This is a genomic window from Curtobacterium sp. AC268, assembly GCF_979258745.1.
Map to the genome: position 1 here is coordinate 2,903,116 of NZ_OZ409878.1, position 16,151 is coordinate 2,919,266.

General features: G+C 72.7%; 12 protein-coding genes and 1 pseudogene. 8 read left to right on the top strand and 5 right to left on the bottom strand.

What is annotated here, in order from left to right; translation table 11 throughout:
* The first annotated feature begins 50 nt into the window (after window positions 1-50).
* The 3 genes from yczR to ACZZ9K_RS13820 all read left to right on the top strand — a co-directional run bounded on the left by yczR (window position 51) and on the right by ACZZ9K_RS13820 (window position 5,871).
* On the top strand, window positions 51-1,502 hold the full coding sequence (gene yczR / locus ACZZ9K_RS13810) for a MocR-like transcription factor YczR (RefSeq protein WP_463444348.1): 1,452 nt from the start codon (window positions 51-53) through the stop codon (window positions 1,500-1,502).
* 188 nt (window positions 1,503-1,690) lie between these two features.
* Window positions 1,691-2,365, top strand: a complete 675-nt coding sequence (locus ACZZ9K_RS13815; RefSeq protein WP_463444349.1) for a DUF6518 family protein — start codon at window positions 1,691-1,693, stop codon at window positions 2,363-2,365.
* Window positions 2,366-2,478: 113 nt separating this feature from the next.
* Window positions 2,479-5,871: an efflux RND transporter permease subunit gene (locus ACZZ9K_RS13820; RefSeq protein WP_463444350.1), complete on the top strand. Its 3,393-nt coding sequence runs from the start codon at window positions 2,479-2,481 to the stop codon at window positions 5,869-5,871.
* On the opposite strand, the gene ACZZ9K_RS13825 is transcribed toward ACZZ9K_RS13820, so the two are convergent.
* The 3 genes and pseudogenes from ACZZ9K_RS13825 to ACZZ9K_RS13835 form a co-directional block, all read right to left on the bottom strand.
* Window positions 5,868-6,164 (bottom strand): hypothetical protein, encoded by a 297-nt coding sequence (locus ACZZ9K_RS13825; RefSeq protein WP_027465048.1) that lies wholly within the window; start codon window positions 6,162-6,164, stop codon window positions 5,868-5,870. The genes ACZZ9K_RS13820 and ACZZ9K_RS13825 overlap by 4 nt on opposite strands.
* A 72-nt stretch (window positions 6,165-6,236) precedes the next feature.
* The gene (locus tag ACZZ9K_RS13830; RefSeq protein WP_463444351.1) at window positions 6,237-6,389 is read right to left on the bottom strand and encodes a hypothetical protein; all 153 of its coding nucleotides are present in this window, start codon (window positions 6,387-6,389) and stop codon (window positions 6,237-6,239) included.
* Window positions 6,390-6,567: 178 nt separating this feature from the next.
* A pseudogene (locus ACZZ9K_RS13835) lies at window positions 6,568-7,254 on the bottom strand (alpha/beta hydrolase); the annotation flags it as partial.
* 64 nt (window positions 7,255-7,318) lie between these two features.
* On the opposite strand from ACZZ9K_RS13835, the gene ACZZ9K_RS13840 reads away from it, so the two are divergent.
* The 4 genes from ACZZ9K_RS13840 (at window position 7,319) to ACZZ9K_RS13855 (ending at window position 13,989) form a co-directional block, all read left to right on the top strand.
* Entirely contained in the window at window positions 7,319-8,215 is an 897-nt protein-coding gene (locus ACZZ9K_RS13840) for a PPK2 family polyphosphate kinase (RefSeq protein WP_463444757.1), read from the top strand.
* Window positions 8,216-8,485: 270 nt separating this feature from the next.
* Entirely contained in the window at window positions 8,486-10,501 is a 2,016-nt protein-coding gene (locus tag ACZZ9K_RS13845) for a DEAD/DEAH box helicase (RefSeq protein ID WP_463444352.1), read from the top strand.
* Between the two features lie 177 nt (window positions 10,502-10,678).
* A complete protein-coding gene (locus ACZZ9K_RS13850) occupies window positions 10,679-12,712 on the top strand; it encodes a bifunctional lysylphosphatidylglycerol flippase/synthetase MprF (protein ID WP_463444353.1) in 2,034 nt (677 codons plus the stop codon).
* On the top strand, window positions 12,709-13,989 hold the full coding sequence (locus tag ACZZ9K_RS13855; RefSeq protein ID WP_463444354.1) for an alpha/beta hydrolase: 1,281 nt from the start codon (window positions 12,709-12,711) through the stop codon (window positions 13,987-13,989). The genes ACZZ9K_RS13850 and ACZZ9K_RS13855 overlap by 4 nt, the downstream gene beginning before the upstream one ends.
* Before the next feature lie 165 nt (window positions 13,990-14,154).
* Here ACZZ9K_RS13855 and ACZZ9K_RS13860 read toward each other — a convergent pair whose 3' ends face one another.
* On the bottom strand, window positions 14,155-14,664 hold the full coding sequence (locus tag ACZZ9K_RS13860) for a mycothiol transferase (protein WP_111234943.1): 510 nt from the start codon (window positions 14,662-14,664) through the stop codon (window positions 14,155-14,157).
* A gap of 36 nt (window positions 14,665-14,700) precedes the next feature.
* Window positions 14,701-15,279, bottom strand: coding sequence for a MarR family winged helix-turn-helix transcriptional regulator (locus tag ACZZ9K_RS13865; protein WP_463444355.1), 579 nt, complete (start codon window positions 15,277-15,279; stop codon window positions 14,701-14,703).
* A gap of 208 nt (window positions 15,280-15,487) precedes the next feature.
* Here ACZZ9K_RS13865 and ACZZ9K_RS13870 point away from each other — a divergent pair, with 208 nt between their 5' ends.
* Window positions 15,488-16,087 (top strand): hypothetical protein, encoded by a 600-nt coding sequence (locus ACZZ9K_RS13870; protein WP_463444356.1) that lies wholly within the window; start codon window positions 15,488-15,490, stop codon window positions 16,085-16,087.
* Window positions 16,088-16,151: the final 64 nt, after the last annotated feature.

Sequence of the window (16,151 nt, forward strand, 5' to 3'; positions counted from 1 at the left end):
CCCGACGGATTGGCCTGCTGGTCGAGAGCCAATCGCGCTACCGTGGACCTGTGCCCCCTGTCCTGATCAGTGCCCGCGCCGCCGCCCACCTGCTGACCGACTGGCGTGCCAGCACCGACGCCCCGGCCTACGAGGCGCTCGCCGATGCGCTCCGGGTCCTCGTCATCGACGGGCGGGTCGCCCAGGGGGTCCGGCTGCCGGCCGAGCGCGGTCTGGCCGCAGCCCTGGGCGTCTCACGCACCACCGTCGCGAACGCCTACGCCCGCCTGCGCTCCGACGGGTTCCTGGTGTCCGTCCGTGGCTCCGGCAGCGTGGTCCACCTGCCCCGTGACCTGGTCGGCCGGCCCGACCCCGAACGCCTGGGCGGGGTCGTCGAGGGGGACCTGCTCGACCTGCGCAAGGCGGCCCTGCACGCGGCCCCCGGCATCGACGAGGCGGTCGAGCGGGCGGTCCGGCACGTCCCGGCGGCGCTCGCCGGCATCGGCTACGACACCGTCGGTGACCCCGGCCTCCGCGCCGCGATCGCCGCGCGCTACACCGAGCGCGGACTGCCGACCGAGCCCGCCCAGGTCATCGTCACCATCGGCGCGCAGCACGCGATCGCCCTGCTCGCGCGGGTGCTCGTCCGCCGTGGCGACGCCGTCCTCGTCGAGTCCCCGACCTACCCGCACGCGCACGAGGCCTTCCGTGAAGTCGGCGGCCGCCTGGTCGGCGTCCCCGTCGACGCGCGGACGGGGTGGGACGCCGCCGCGCTCGAGACGACGCTGCGTCGGACCGCGCCCTCCGTCGCGTACGTCATGCCCGAGCTCCACAACCCGACCGGTGCGACCATGTCCGCATCGACCCGCCAGCTCCTGCTGTCGGTCGCGGCCTCGGTCGGCACGACCGTCATCGCCGACGAGACGATGGGGGAGCTCCGGATCGACGGGTCGCCGTCGCCGCCGTTGGCAGCGGCGGACCCGTCGGGGGCGTCGGTCGTGATGATCGGTTCCGCCGCCAAGGTCTTCTGGGGCGGGCTGCGGATCGGCTGGATCCGCGCCGACCCGGCGCTGCTGCAGCGGCTGCTGCTCGCCCGCCCGACGGGCGACCTGGGCACCCCCGTGCTCGACCAGCTGGTCGTGCGCGAGCTGGTCCCGCGCACGGCGGCCGTCCTGGAGGCGCGGCGTGCGTCCCTGCGCGAAGGTCGCGACGCGGTCGTGGGGGCGCTCCGGGCGCGGCTCCCGGAGTGGGACGTCCCGGCGCCGGCGGGCGGGTTGACGACGTGGGTGGGGCTCGGGCGGCCGGTGTCGAGCGCGCTCGTGCTCGCCGCCCGGGCCGAGGGCGTGGTGCTGGCCTCGGGCGGGGTGTTCGGGCCGGACGGCGGGTTCGAGCGGTTCCTCCGGGTGCCGTTCACGATGGCCCCGGCCGATCGGGGACGGTTGGTCGACGTGCTGTCGCGTGCGTGGGAGCGGGTCGGTGGCGAGTCGACCGGGGTGCGGGGGTCGTTGGCGGCGGTGGTCTGAGCGGTGCGTCGGGCTCCGGGGCTCGGTGTCGTCCGCCGCGCTCGGTGTCGTCCGCCGGGCTCGGTGTCGTGCGCCGGGGCTCGGTGTCGTGCGCCGGGGCTCGGTGTCATCCTCTGGGGTGAGGCCGGGTCGGGGTTGTCGCTCCCCGGGGTGATGCGGCGGCGGTGGGGTCCGGCGAGGCTGGAGCCATGAACGCGACCCTGTCCGCCGGAACCCGCTCCGCTGTGCCGACGCCCGTCGACCCGCCCGCGCCGGTCCCCGCCGTGGTGCGGGTCACCATCGCGCTGAGCGGGGCGGCCCTGGCCGGCGTCCTGACGTCGTTCGGGCAGGCGGTGCCCGCACTCGCCTCCGTGTCGAACTCGGCCGGACCGTGGTTCCTCGTCTCCGCGCTGCTGTGCCTGGCGGCGGGAGCACGAGCGGGCCGGTTCGCCCTGCCGCTCGCGATGGTGCTCGGCGTCGTGCTCCTCGAGCTCATGCACGTCGGGTACTGGGCCACGACGGTCCTGCGCGGGTTCCCGGACGTGCTGTCGATCACGAACCCGTGGGTGCTGCTCGGGGTGCCGGCCGGGCTGCTGGCCGGGGCGGTCGCCGTGGCGGTGCGGTCCCGCGACGCCCGGTGGCGCGCGGGGGCGCTCGGCGTGACGGCCGCGGTGCTCGTCGGTGAGGGGATCCGCGGGCTGCTGCAGGTCGCCGCGACCACCGGGCACGTGACCTGGGTCGTCGAGATCGTCGTCGGCGTGGTGCTCCTCGGCATCGGGGTCCTCGGCACCCGTTCACCCGTCGCGCGCGTGGTGGCGCTCGGCACCGGGGTCGTCGGGACGGTCGCGGTGCTCGGGGCGTACCTGGTGCTCGGCGGGTTCTGATCCGGCGGCGGGTTCTGATCCGTCGGTAGGTCCTGGCCCCTCGGTCCTGATCCGACGGCGGGTTCTGGCTGCCAGCCGAGCGTTCGTCGGTCGGTCCTGCGAGGATCGATGACGTGCACCTCCTCTCGGTCTTCAGCCTGCGCAACCGGGCCCTCATCGCGCTCGTCACGATCGTGGTCGCGGTCTTCGGCGGCATCGCGCTCTCGAGCCTCAAGCAGGAGCTGATCCCCAGCGTCGAGTTCCCGCAGGTCGCGATCGTCAGCGCCTACCCCGGGGCCACGCCAGAGGTCGTGTCGAACGACGTCTCGACCAAGATCGAGCAGGCGATCCAGGTCGTCCCGGACCTCGAGTCGACCAGCGCGACCTCGTCCACCGGGCAGAGCGTGGTGTCGGCGTCCTTCCAGTACGGATCGAACCTGGCCAGCGCCGAGGACAAGATCCAGACCGCGGTGAACGCGCTGTCGCTGCCCGACTCGGTGCAGACGCAGATCGTCACCGGGTCCTTCGACGACCTGCCGGTGCTGCAGGTCGCGGTCTCGGCGTCCGGCAACCAGGAGCAGCTCGTCGACCGGCTGCAGGCCTCGGCGATCCCCGACCTCGAGAAGCTCGACGGTGTGCGGCAGGCGGACGTCTTCGGCAACCCGGGTCGTCGGGTCGTCATCACGCCGAACCAGGACGAACTCGCCGCCCGCGGCCTGACCCAGACGGCGATCTCGGACGCGCTCGACGACAACGGCACCCTGATCCCCGGCGGCACCATCACCGAGGACGGCTCGACCCTGTCGGTGCAGACCGGCGAGCGGATCGCTTCGCTCGAGGACATCCGCGCGCTGCCGCTCACGAGCTCGTCGAGTTCTTCGGGCTCGTCGGGCTCATCGGGGTCGGACGGGTCCGGGTCGGGTGCCGCCGGTGCCGCCGGGACGACATCGTCCGGTGACGGCACGGCTGCGGGTGCCACCGGTACGGGTGCGACCGGTGACGGCGCGACCGGAACCGGCACGGGTACGACCGGCACCGGGGCGACCGGTGACACCGCGACGGGCGGGTCCACGACCGCGGCCACGCCGACGGACACCACCCTGGGCGACGTCGCGAAGGTCGCCATCACGGAGTCGCCGCGCACCTCGATCAGCCGCGTGGACGGCCAGCAGGCCCTGACCATCTCGATCACGAAGACGCAGGAAGCCAACACCGTCGACGTCTCCGAGACCGTGCGCGACGCCCTGCCCGGCATCGAGGACAAGATCGAGGGGGACCCCCGCTTCACCGTCGTCTTCGACCAGGCGCCCTACATCCAGCAGTCCATCGACTCCCTGGCCGAGGAAGGCCTGCTCGGGCTCGCCTTCGCGGTGATCGTCATCCTGGTGTTCCTGCTGTCGTGGCGCTCCACGCTCGTCACCGCGATCTCGATCCCGACGTCGGTGCTCCTCGCCGCGATCGGCATGCGCGCGGCCGGGTACACGCTCAACATCATCACGCTGGCGGCCCTCACGATCGCGATCGGCCGCGTGGTCGACGACTCCATCGTCGTCATCGAGAACATCAAGCGGCACATGCTCCCCGGCGTCGACCGCGGCCGTGCCGTGCGGGACGCCGTACGCGAGGTCGCCGGTGCGGTCACCGCGTCGACGCTCACGACCGTCGCGGTGTTCCTGCCGGTCGCCTTCGTCGCCGAACTCGTGGGGGAGCTGTTCCGGCCGTTCGCCGTGACCGTCACCCTGGCGCTCGTCGCGTCGCTGTTCGTCTCGCTCACCATCGTCCCGGTGCTCGCGTACTGGTGGCTGCGCCCGCCGAAGGCGAAGCCGGGCGACGCGACGACGGCAACGGACGCGGAAGCGGAAGCGGTCGCAGCGCCGTCGGCTCCCGACGCCGAGCACGATCGCTCCGAGGGTGCGCTCGCCTCCGCCGCCGACCTGCACGACGCCGGCACCGCCGACCGTCTGCGTCGCGTCTACCTGCCGGTGCTCCGGTGGGTCGTCCGGAAGCCGGTCGTCGTCATCCTGCTCGCCGTGATCGTGCTCGGCGGAACGGTCGCGACGCTGCCGTTCGTCACCACGAACTACCTCGGCGACTCGGGGCAGAACACCTTCACGGTCACGCAGGACCTGAAGGCCGGCTCCAGCCTCGCCGTCCAGTCCGAGTCCGCACGCAAGGTCGAGCGCGCGCTGCAGGACGTCGACGGCGTCGAGACCGTGCAGACCACCATCGGCACGAGCGGCCAGTCGATCCAGGCGGCGTTCGGCGGGGGCGGCAGCGCCTCGGTGCAGTACGCCGTCACGACCGACGCCGAGGCCGACCAGCCGACGATCCAGGCCGACGCCCGGAAGGCGATCGGGGCGATCGAGGACGTCGGCGAGGTCACCATCGCGTCCTCCGGTGGCGGGTTCGGCGGCAGCAGCGACATCGAGGTCGACGTCACCGCGCCGACCCAGGCGCAGCTCGAGACGGCGTCGCGCCAGGTGCTGAAGACCATGCAGTCGGTCCCGGACACCACGGGCGCCACGAGCAACCTGTCCGCCGCTGAGCCGTTCCTCGCCGTCCGGGTCGACCGCCAGAAGGCCGCGTCACTCGGCCTGACCGAGACCCAGGTGGGTGGCCTCGTCGCCGCAGCGGTCTCGCCGCGGGACACCGGCAGCATCGAGATCGACGACGCGACGCTCGACGTCTACATCGCCGACCCGGAGCCGCCGACCACCATCGGCGCACTCCGTGCCCTCGACGTCCCGACGAGCACGGGCACGGTCCCGCTGTCCGACGTCGCCACCGTCGAGGAGTCCGAGGGGCCGACCACGGTCACCACGTCGAACGCGGCCCGCACCGCCACGATCACCGTGACGCCGGATGCCACGAACCTCGGTGCAGCCGTGCAGTCCGTCACGACCGCCGTCGACGAGCTCGACCTGCCGAAGGGCGCGACCGCCTCGATCGGTGGCGTCGCCGCCAGCCAGTCGTCGGCGTTCTCGCAGCTCGGGCTCGCGGTGCTGGTCGCCGTGCTGATCGTCTACGTGATCATGGTCGCGACGTTCCGGAGCCTGCTCCAGCCGCTGCTGCTGCTCGTGTCGGTGCCGTTCGCGGCCACGGGCGCGATCCTGCTGCAGATCGCGTCGGGCGTCCCGATCGGCGTCGCGTCGCTGATCGGTCTGCTCATGCTCGTCGGCATCGTCGTGACGAACGCGATCGTGCTCATCGACCTCGTCAACCAGTACCGACGGCGCGGGTTGCGGGTGCGCGAGGCGTTGATCGAGGGCGCCACACGACGCCTCCGTCCGATCCTGATGACGGCGATGGCGACGATCTTCGCGCTGCTGCCGATGGCGATCGGGCTGACCGGCAAGTCCGGCTTCATCTCGCAGCCGCTGGCGCTGGTCGTGATCGGTGGCCTGGTGTCCTCGACGCTGCTGACGCTCGTGGTGCTGCCGGCGCTGTACTTCGTGGTCGAGCGGGCTCGCGAGCGCCGCGCGGATCGACGGGCTGCGCGGCAGACGGAGCCGGGCGAAGCGGTCTAGCGGCGGTACTCGGCGTCGATGGCGGCGAGGGGCGAGACGACGACGCGCTCGGTCCGCTCCTCGCGCTCGACCGCACGGAACCACGACACGAGCACCAGGGTCAGCGTCACGAGGAACACCACGGCGGCGCCCTGCGACACGACGGCCAGCTGCCCGGTGACCGAGGCGTACCCGCCGAACGACACCGCGGCGACGAACGACAGCCCGAGCAGCAGCTCCCCGAACGTCTGCAGCGCCGGGCGGTCCCAGCGGGTCGCAGCGGCGCGGGCAGGGCGGGTCGAGGTGTCGGTCACCCCCGAAGTCTGCGGCCGGGCGCTCGGCAGCGGCAGTCCCGACTCCGGGTGGCACCCACCCGGGGCACGCGGTCAGCCCAGCTGCGTCCGCAGGAACGTGACCACGCGGCGGCTCATCGCCTCGTCGAGCTGGGCGATCGAGTGCGCCGTGCCCTCGACCGCCACGAACGTCACCGGGACGTCGTGGGACCGGAGCGTCGCGGCGAACTCCTGCGACTCCCACATCGGGATGAACTCGTCGGTGGAGTGCCCGATGAAGAACGGCGCGGTGTCCGAGGTGACGTGGAACTCCGGCGACGCCCGGCTGGCCGCCGGGCACCTGGCGTACGACCGGCACCCCCAGGTAGAGCAGCTGCTTGCGCTGGAAGGCCGCGGAGACCCCGTCGGGCTCGGTGGACCGGGTGGTCAGGTTCGTCGGACCGCTCAGGTCGACCACGGCACGGATCCGGTCGCCGTCGGCGTACGCGGCGGAGTCGTGGTCGGTGACGGCGAGCATCGCGGCGAGGTTGCCGCCGGCGCTGCCGCCGAACACGCCGACGCGCTGTGAGTCGACGTCGTAGGTCTCGAGCGTCGCCGGGCGGAACACGTAGTCGAGCGCACGGCGGACGTCGTCGAGCCCGGCCGGGAACGGGTCGGTCGGCGCCAGCCGGTAGTCGACGTTGAACGTCACGAAGCCCTCGGACGCCAGGTACTTGCACACGGACCGGTAGGCGGCGGTCGCCTTGTCGCCGTGCGACCAGCTGCCGCCGTGGATCATCAGGACCGCCGGGCGTCCGCTGGCGGCCCCGGCCGCTCGGGCCTCGGGGTCGGCGGTGGCCGAGGCGGACGGCGTCGCGGTGGGGGTCGCCGTCGTCGCGGGGCCGCTGTCGGCCGGCAGGCACACGTCGAGGCGCTGCAGCGGATCGGTGCCGTAGGGCACGTCGGCCACCACGTCGATGCCGTGGTACCGCAGCGACAGCGGGTAGATGATGCTGTTCGCGGTCACCGTGGCGTTCTCGTCGCCGACCGGGTCCGTGCTGCAGGACGCCATCGCACCGAGCGCCACGACCGCGGCGACGAGCGCGAGCACTGAGCGGCGGCCGGACTTCATCACGTCCACGCTAGCCGCACCGGCAGCCGCCCACGTCACCCGAGCGGAGGACGGCAGTGCGAGGATGAGCACGGCAGCCGCCGACCGGAGCACCGCAGGAGGACCCGTGAGCAATCGCAAGGCCTGGAACGCCGATCCCGAACCACTGCTCCGCGTCGAACCCGGGTTCCGCCTCGACCAGGTGGACCCGGACGGCACCCCGGGCTTCCCCGGCCGCAAGATCGACGGCCTCGAAGCCCTCGCCGCCGGAGCCGCCCGTCTCGCCGCCCTGCAGGAGCGCCTGTACGCGGCGTCGACCGCCGGTGACGAGCGCCGGGTGCTGCTCGTGCTGCAGGCGATGGACACCGCGGGCAAGGGCGGCATCGTCTCGCACGTCGTCGGTGCGGTCGACCCGAACGGCGTGCACTACGCCGGCTTCAAGGCCCCGACGGCCGAGGAGCGCGAGCACGACTTCCTCTGGCGCATCGAGCAGCAGCTGCCCGCAGCCGGGCAGCTCGGCGTGTTCGACCGCTCGCACTACGAGGACGTGCTCGCCCAGCGGGTCCGTGGGCTCGCCGCGCCGGACGAGATCGAACGTCGGTACGGCGCGATCACCGCCTTCGAGGACGGCCTCGCCGCCGCCGGCACGACCATCGTCAAGGTGATGCTGCACATCTCGAAGGACGAACAGCGCGAGCGCCTCGGCGACCGGCTCGACCGCCCCGACAAGCACTGGAAGTTCAACCCGGGCGACATCGACGACCGCCTGCTCTGGGACCGCTACCAGCAGGCGTACCAGATCGCCCTCGACCGCACGTCGACCCCGCAGGCGCCCTGGTACGTCGTGCCCGCGAACCGCAAGTGGTACGCCCGCCTCGCCGTGCAGCAGCTCCTGCTCCGGGCGCTCGAGGACATGCACCTGTCGTGGCCGAAGGCGGACTTCGACGTCGCCGAGCAGCGTCGTCGGCTCGCGGAGTCCTGAGCGCGCGGCCCCCGGCCTGGAGGCCCGTCCCGGGTCCGGCACGCCGCCGCCGGACCGCGCGGGGCTGGCGTCAGTGCACCGGCTCGCGTAGACTCGCTCGGTCGGCCTTCGACGTCGTGACATTGTGATCACGGAAATTCTGCTGGGTGTGTGTTGCTCGAGGGCTGGAATCACGTCGACTCGCGACGGGATGAACCCCCTCTCCGCAAGCAGCCCCCGCCGATGTCGCTGTCGGGCGCTGCGGTACGTTGCGCACCCGAGAAAGCAGCCATGGCCCCGTACAACAAGGGCGGCGCGGACAACCGCGCCTCCGACCGCGTCCGCCACCCGAACGGCACCCCCGCCGCCCGCAGCAGCAAGCACCGCGGGTTCCGCGCCGCCGACTCCTCGCAGCCGCGCCAGAAGCAGCGCTGGGACGCCGAGGAGCGTCGCGGCCGCGCGTCGCAGGGCGAGCGTCCGGCCCGTCCGAACTGGGAGCCGCGTGACAGCGGCGGCCAGCGTCGCCCCGAACGCGACGACCGTGGCGGCCGCGCCCCGCGTCGCTTCGATCGTGACGACCGTGCTCCGCGTCGTGACAACGACGACCGTCCGCGTCGCTTCGATCGCGATGACCGCGCACCGCGCAGCTTCAACCGCGATGACCGTGCGCCCCGTCGGGACAACGATGACCGGCCCCGTCGCTTCGACCGCGATGACCGCGCACCGCGCAGCTTCAACCGCGATGACCGTGCCCCGCGTCGGGACAACGACGACCGGCCCCGTCGCTTCGACCGCGATGACCGCGCGCCGCGCAGCTTCAACCGCGACGACCGCGCGCCCCGCCGTGACAACGACGACCGCCCGCGTCGCTCGTTCGACCGGGACGACCGTGCGCCCCGTCGTGACAACGACGACCGCCCGCGTCGCTCGTTCGATCGCGATGACCGCGCCCCGCGCAAGTTCGACCGCGACGACCGCGCCCCGCGCAAGTTCGACCGCGACGACCGCACCGACCGTGCCCCGCGCCGCTCGTTCGACGAGCCCGAGCGCGGCAAGTTCGTGCCGGCCGACGACGTCAAGCTCGAGAAGCTCCAGGCCGAGGCCACCATCGCGGCCGACGTCGAGGGCGTGACCTTCGGCGACCTGGGCATCGGCGGCAACATCTCCCGCGCCCTGCAGGAGCTCGGCGCCTCGAGCCCCTTCCCGATCCAGGCGGCGACGATCCCCGACGTGCTCGCCGGCAAGGACGTCCTCGGCCGTGGCCGCACCGGCTCCGGCAAGACCATCGCCTTCGGTGCGCCGCTGGTCGAGAAGCTCATGGAGCACGGCGGCGGCACCAAGCGCAAGATGGGCCGCGCCCCGCGTGCGCTCATCCTCGCGCCGACCCGTGAGCTCGCCCTGCAGATCGACCGCACGGTGCAGCCCATCGCCCGTTCGGTCGGCCTGTTCACGACCCAGATCTACGGCGGCGTGCCCTACGGCCGTCAGGAGGGCGCGCTCGAGCGCGGCGTCGACATCATCGTCGGCACCCCCGGTCGTGTGCAGGACCTCATGAACAAGGGGAAGCTCGACCTCAGCGAGGTCATCATCTCCGTGCTCGACGAGGCCGACCACATGTGCGACCTCGGGTTCCTCGAGCCGGTGCAGGAGATCCTCTCCGCCACGGCGGAGGTCACCCCGCAGGGCAACCGCGCGCAGAAGCTGCTGTTCAGCGCGACGCTCGACACCCAGGTCGCGGCGCTCGTCGAGCAGTTCCTGCACGAGCCGAGCGTGCACGAGGTCGCGGGTGAGGACCAGGCGTCCTCGACCATCGACCACCGTGTCCTCGTGGTCGAGCAGCGCGAGAAGGACCGTCTCCTCGAGGAGCTGGTCGCCGGCGACGGCAAGACCATCGTCTTCGCCCGGACCCGCGCCTACGCCGAGCGTCTGGCCGACCAGTTCGAGGACGCCGGCATCCGCGCGACCTCGCTCCACGGTGATCTGAACCAGTCGCGCCGCACGCGCAACCTGCAGCTGCTCACGAGCGGTCGCGTCAACGTGCTCGTCGCCACCGACGTCGCCGCCCGCGGCATCCACGTCGACGACGTCTCGCTCGTCGTGCAGGCGGACGCCCCGGACGACTACAAGGCGTACATGCACCGCTCCGGCCGCACGGGTCGTGCCGGCAAGGAGGGCACGGTCGTGACGATCGTCCCGCGTGGCCGCATCCGCAAGATCGAGGGCATCCTCGAGCGCGCCGAGATCGAGGCGGACCTGGTGCAGGCCGCACCCGGTGACGGCATCGTGTCGGAGCTCGCCGCGCGCTAGTCGCGACCACACGACGGACAGGAGGCCCGGTACCAGCTGGTACCGGGCCTCCTGTCCGTCACACGGTGCGACCGAAGACCGCACTTGCGCCCGGGTCATCCGCTCGGAGGACCCAGAGCCGCCGTGCTCATGCCCCCGACTGATGACACGGGCGAGCAGGACCGCTGCAATGATCACGTGACACCCGCAGCGCTCGTCGGACGACTCCGCCGGTTCCCCGTCTCCGTCTCCGTGGCCGCAGCGACGACCGCGCTCCTCGTGACCGCGCGGATCGCTCACGCCGAACCCGACTTCCCGCACCACCCGCCCGTCGCGTGCCTCGCCATGGTCCTCGTGATCGTGACGACGGTGCTCGCCGAACGGTCCCTCGGTTCCGTCCGCACGGTGGTCATCGGCGTGGTGGCCCCGGCGCTCGGCGTCCTCGGAGCCCTGCTCACCGTCAGCATCGGGTCAGCGCTCGGCGAGGCACACGCCGAACTCGCGGTCGGCCAGCCGCTCTTCGCCCCGTCGATCGTCGCCGCCGCCTTGCTCGGTGCCGCTTCGGCAGCGATGCCCGCGCAGCACCGGTGGCGGACGCGAGCCGCGCTCTGGACCGTCGTCCTCACGCTCGTGCTCTTCGCTGGCCACGGATCGGACCTCGCCCGTGCCCTGGCGACGCTGCTCGGCACCGCGGCCGGTTCGTTCGTGGTGCGCCGGGCCTCCGGTCCCGACGCGCCGACCGCGCGTGGCACCGTCAGCGCACGCACCTGCGTCGTCGCGACGCTCATCGCGCTCGGCGCGGGCACCCTCGTGACCCCTGTCGTGCCGGACCCGGACGGTGTGCTCTCGGTGTTCGCCGACGCCATGAGCGACCGTGCGGTCGTCATCGTCGGGCTCCTCCTGCTGGTGTCCGCCTGGCTCGTGCAGCGTGGCCGGCGGACGGGCATCGTGCTCGCCGTCGGCGTGCTCGTGACGCTGACCGCCGTCCTCGCCGATGTGTTCCTCATCGAACCGATGACCGACGACGCCGTGCAGTGGCGCGGTCTCGGGCTGGACGCGATCGAGTGGCAGGTCACGCTGCTCGGCGCGTGGCTCGTGCCGGCGATGGTGCTGCTGGCGGTCCTGGCGCTCCGCGGACGCCTCGTCCGCTCGCGGTTCCGTGCCGCCACCGACGGCCGCGGTGCCCTGGTCGAGATGCTCCGCGACGGCGATGCCGGAACCCTCGGCCACATGGGCACCTGGCGCGGCAACGCCACCTGGACGGACCCGGACGGACGTGGGGCCGTGGCGTACCGGGTCCGCGGGGACGTGGCACTCACCGTGTCGGACCCGGCGTGCAGCGCTGCGGACCGCGCCGAGGTCGTGTCCGCGTTCACGGCCTTCTGCGACCGCAACGGCTGGGTGCCCGCGTTCACGAGCGTGCACGACCCGGTGCGGCAGATCCTCGCCGCCGACGGGTGGACCGCGCTGCCCGTGGGAGTCGAGTCGGTGCTGGACGTCGCCACCTTCGACCTGCGCGGCAAGAAGCGGCAGGACCTCCGGACGGCCTCGAACCGGGCGGACCGCGAGGGGGTCCGTGACGAGTGGACGACCTTCGACGCCCTCGCTGACGAACGACGTGCCGAGGTCGAGGCGATCTGCACGCGGTGGGCGAGCGACCGGAGACTGCCGGAGATGGGGTTCACCCTGGGCGGCTTCCACGAGCTCGACGACCCCGACGTCCGACTCATGCTGGCGGTGACGGCCGACGGACAGGTGACCGCGGTCACGAGCTGGCTGCCCGTGTACGAGCTCGGCGTGCTGGCCGGCTACACGCTCGACGTCATGCGCCGCGGCGACGACGGCATGCCGGGCGTCATGGAGTTCCTCATCGCCCGGACCGCGATCCGGGCACGCGACGCAGGCCTGCGGATGATCAGCCTCTCCGGCACGCCGCTCGCCGCCCACGACGGCGCACGATCACTCGTGTCCGTCGGATCGGTCCTCGTCGCCCGACTCCTCGAGCCGGTGTACGGGTTCCGGTCGCTCCAGCGCTTCAAGGAGAAGTTCGGCGCCCGACACGAGGCGCTCTGGATCGTGGTCCCCACGCCGTTGCACGTGCCGCGGGTCGCACGTGCCCTGGCCGGCGCGTACGTACCGGGCCTCCGTCCGAAGCACCTCTGGGCACTGCGGCAGGCACACCGCTCGGCCGTGCGCGAGCCCGCTCCGGCGCGGGTGGTGTCCGAGCAGTGAGTCCGACCGAGTGGCTGCTCGCCACCCAGCTGCAGGCGCCGTCCAAGCTCGTCCCGCTGGACGTGGCGTTCGCCGTGCTCGGTCTCGCCGTCCTGCTGCCGGCGCTCGGGGCGCTGCGTTCGCGCGTCGCGTGGCGGCGGGCCGGGGTCCGCGCTGCCGTCGCGGTGGTCGCCGCCGCGGTGGTGCTCCTCGTGTGCTGGGTCCTCAGCGATCTGATGAACCTGTTCGGCGTCGCCCTGAGCCCCGTCACCCGGATGTGGTTCGTGGTTGCCGCAGCTGCACTGGCCCTGGCGGTCGTCGGACTCGTGCAGGGCCGTCGCTGGCGCCGCGTCCTCGCCGGGCTGCTCGTGCCGACCGCGCTGCTCGCGTCCGCCCTCGGGGTGAACGTCGAGTTCGCGATGTACCCGACGCTCGGCACCGTCGTGCAGACGGACCCGTTCCCGGAGCTCGACCTGGCCGCTGCACCCGTCGCCACCATGCCCACGACCGGCGAGGTCCGCACCGTCGAGATCCCCGGGGAGCGATCGGGGTTCCCCGCACGGCCCGCCGTCGTCTACCTCCCGCCCGCTGCCCTCGTCAGGGGTCCGACGCCGCTGCCCGTCGTCCTCGCCTTCTCCGGCCAACCGGGGGCTCCGAGCGACCTGTTCACCGCCGGCCGGATGGGCAGCGCACTCGACGGCTACGCCGCAGCCCACCACGGCCGAGCGCCGATCGTCGTCTCCGTCGACCAGCTCTCCGCGCCCGGCCTGAACACGATGTGCGTCGACTCGGACCTCGGCAACGCAGCGACGTACGTCACCGAGGACGTGCCGCGCTGGCTGACGGCGCACCTCCCGGTGACCCCGGACCGCCGTGCGTGGGGCCTCACCGGCTTCTCGCAGGGGGCGACGTGCGCGATGCAGTTCGCCACCGCGCACCCCGACCGGTTCGGGGCCGTGCTCGCGGTGTCCAGCGAGCTGCAGCCCATCGACCAGAACCCGCAGCACAGCGCCGACCGGGCCTTCGGCGGATCGGTCACCGCGTGGAAGGCCGCCGGTCCGATCGCGCAGATGCGGGCGGACGACCTGCACGGGCACGCGTTCTGGTTCACCGCGGGGTCGGCAGACGGGGCGTTCAGCCGCAACGCTCGCGTCCTCGCCGACGCTGCTCGGGCAGCGGGCGCGGACACCAGCGTCGCGTCCGCCCCGGGGAGCGGACACGACTGGAACACCGTGCAGTGGTCGTTCCGCACCGAGCTCCCGCACCTGGCCGACGCGCTGTCCGCGGGGCGTCACTGATCCGCGCCACCGGGGTCTGACCCACCTTCTGACGGACGGGAGGCCCGGTACCAGCTGGTACCGGGCCTCCCGTCCGTCACATGGTGAGCACCAATGGTCGGGTCGCGACGTCCGACCCGACCATTCCTGCTCACGAAGCGGCGGCGCGACCGCGACCGCGCGCGCTCAGCGGTTGAAGAACAGCAGCCCGCGCACGAAGCCGGCCTGCCCGGCGTGCTGCGTGCAGTCGTCCAGGATGCTGACGAGTCGCGCGCCGGCCGTGACGGGCGGGTCCCACGCGTCGTCGACGACGGGGTCGAGGTCGTCCGGGCCGAGCGTGCCGAGGTACGCGACCGTGCGCTCGTGCACCGCGCGCAGGTACCCGGTGAGCAGCTCGGCGGAGGCCCGCACCCGACCGACGTCGTCGCGGGACATGCCGTACCCGAGCGCCTCGGCCGGGAACGGCAGCCCGAACCGGTCGTACCAGCCGTCCGCCGTCCAGACCTGCTCGGAGCCGGCGAGCTCGGCGATCTGCACGTCCTGGCCGCGGGCGATGTGCCACGCGAGCCACGCGAGGGTGTTCGCCCCGGCGGCCGGCCGTGCCGCGAGCTGGTCCTCGGAGAGCCCGTCGACGGCCCGCTCGACCGTCTCGGGGACGCGGGAGAACGCTTCGGTGAGGAGTTCAGAGGGGGTCATGGCGCTCACGCTACGCGCGGGCCGTGACACCCGCTGTCACACGGCGGCGCTGCGGTGGTGGCGCTCCAGGGCGGCACCGAGCCCCTCGAACGCGGCGGCGACGACGGCTCGGTCGGACGGTGCGACGACCTGCTGGAACGCCTGCGAGTAGACGGCGCCGACCTCGCGGGCGACCGCCGTGCCCGACGGCGTGAGGTGCAGGAGCACGCTCCGGCGGTCCTCCGGGTTCGGACGACGCTCCAGGTGTCCGTGCTTCTCGAGCCGGTCGATCAGCGACGTCATCGCCCCGGTGGTGAGCTCGAGGTACTCGCCGGCCTGCTTCGGGGTCACGCCGTGGCCGCCGGCCGCGTTGAGGAAGAACACGAACCGGGTGTCCGTGGCGTTCAGTCCGCGAATCGTGCTCTCGTGGTGCAGGACGCGCGCGTGCTGCATCTGGAGCACCCGGAAGGCGGTGAGCAGTCGCGGCAGGTCGGCGTCGGGGTCCGCGTCGGCGGTGACGGGGTCCATCGACGTGACGTCGGGCGACATCGGCGCTGGCGGCGTGGTGGGGGCGACGCGCGCCGCGGGGACGGCGGGTGCGTGCGGGGGGAGGACGACCGGGTCGGTGTCCGTCATGGGAGCTCTTCTCGGGTACAGGGTGGGAACTTCAGTCAACAAGTAACTCACTCGTCAAGATACCCCCATCAGTGGGGACATCTCAGGTCTTGTGAGCTGTTCGAACGCCAAGTAGCTTGATCGTCGTACCACCTCGGCACGTAGCGCGACCAACCACCGCGGGCCCGTCCGAACCACCGATCAGATCTCTTCCTCACGGAGTCCAACCATGTCTCGTGTCACGCCTCGTGCTGCCCGCCTCGCCGCCTGGATCGCCATCCCCGCCGCCCTCGTCGCCTCGGGGGTAGTCGTCTCGACGGCCTCGTACGCGGCCTTCTCCTCGACCACCGTCAACCCGACGAACAACTGGACGGCCGGCAGTGTCGCCCTGTCCGACGACGACAACAACACCGCGCTGTTCACGGCGAACAACCTGAAGCCCGGCTCGACCGGTACGAACTGCATCGCGGTGACCTCGACCGGTTCGCTGCCCTCGGCCGTGAAGCTCTACGGCACGAACGTCTCAACCACGAAGGACCTGGCCGCGAACGTCAACCTGACCGTCGAGCAGGGCACCGGCGGTGGCTTCGGCTCCTGCTCCGGCTTCACCCCGGCCGCCACCGGCGGCTCGCTCTACAACGGCACCGTCGCGGGCTTCGGCGCTGCCTCGACCAACTACGCGACCGGCGTCGGTACCTGGGCCCCGACCGGCACCGCGTCCGAGACGCGCGTCTACCGCGTCACCTACACGGTCTCGAGCACCGCCCCGAACACCGTGCAGGGCGGCACCGCAGCCCTCGGCTTCACCTGGGAGGCCCAGAACAGCTGAGCCGGGACCGGGGCCGAACCAGCCCCGCCCGTTCCCTCCCCGCAACGCCCCCCCCGGTCGAAGG

Bases quoted from the DNA above. Each gene is read 5' to 3' on its own strand.
- ACZZ9K_RS13845 (WP_463444352.1), top strand. From the start codon at position 8,486: ATGGCCCCGTACAACAAGGGCGGCGCGGACAACCGCGCCTCCGACCGC.
- ACZZ9K_RS13830 (WP_463444351.1), bottom strand. From the start codon at position 6,389: ATGTGGGAGTCGCAGGAGTTCGCCGCGACGCTCCGGTCCCACGACGTC.
- ACZZ9K_RS13840 (WP_463444757.1), top strand. From the start codon at position 7,319: ATGAGCACGGCAGCCGCCGACCGGAGCACCGCAGGAGGACCCGTGAGC.
- ACZZ9K_RS13870 (WP_463444356.1), top strand. From the start codon at position 15,488: ATGTCTCGTGTCACGCCTCGTGCTGCCCGCCTCGCCGCCTGGATCGCC.
- ACZZ9K_RS13860 (WP_111234943.1), bottom strand. From the start codon at position 14,664: ATGACCCCCTCTGAACTCCTCACCGAAGCGTTCTCCCGCGTCCCCGAG.
- ACZZ9K_RS13865 (WP_463444355.1), bottom strand. From the start codon at position 15,279: ATGACGGACACCGACCCGGTCGTCCTCCCCCCGCACGCACCCGCCGTC.
- ACZZ9K_RS13815 (WP_463444349.1), top strand. From the start codon at position 1,691: ATGAACGCGACCCTGTCCGCCGGAACCCGCTCCGCTGTGCCGACGCCC.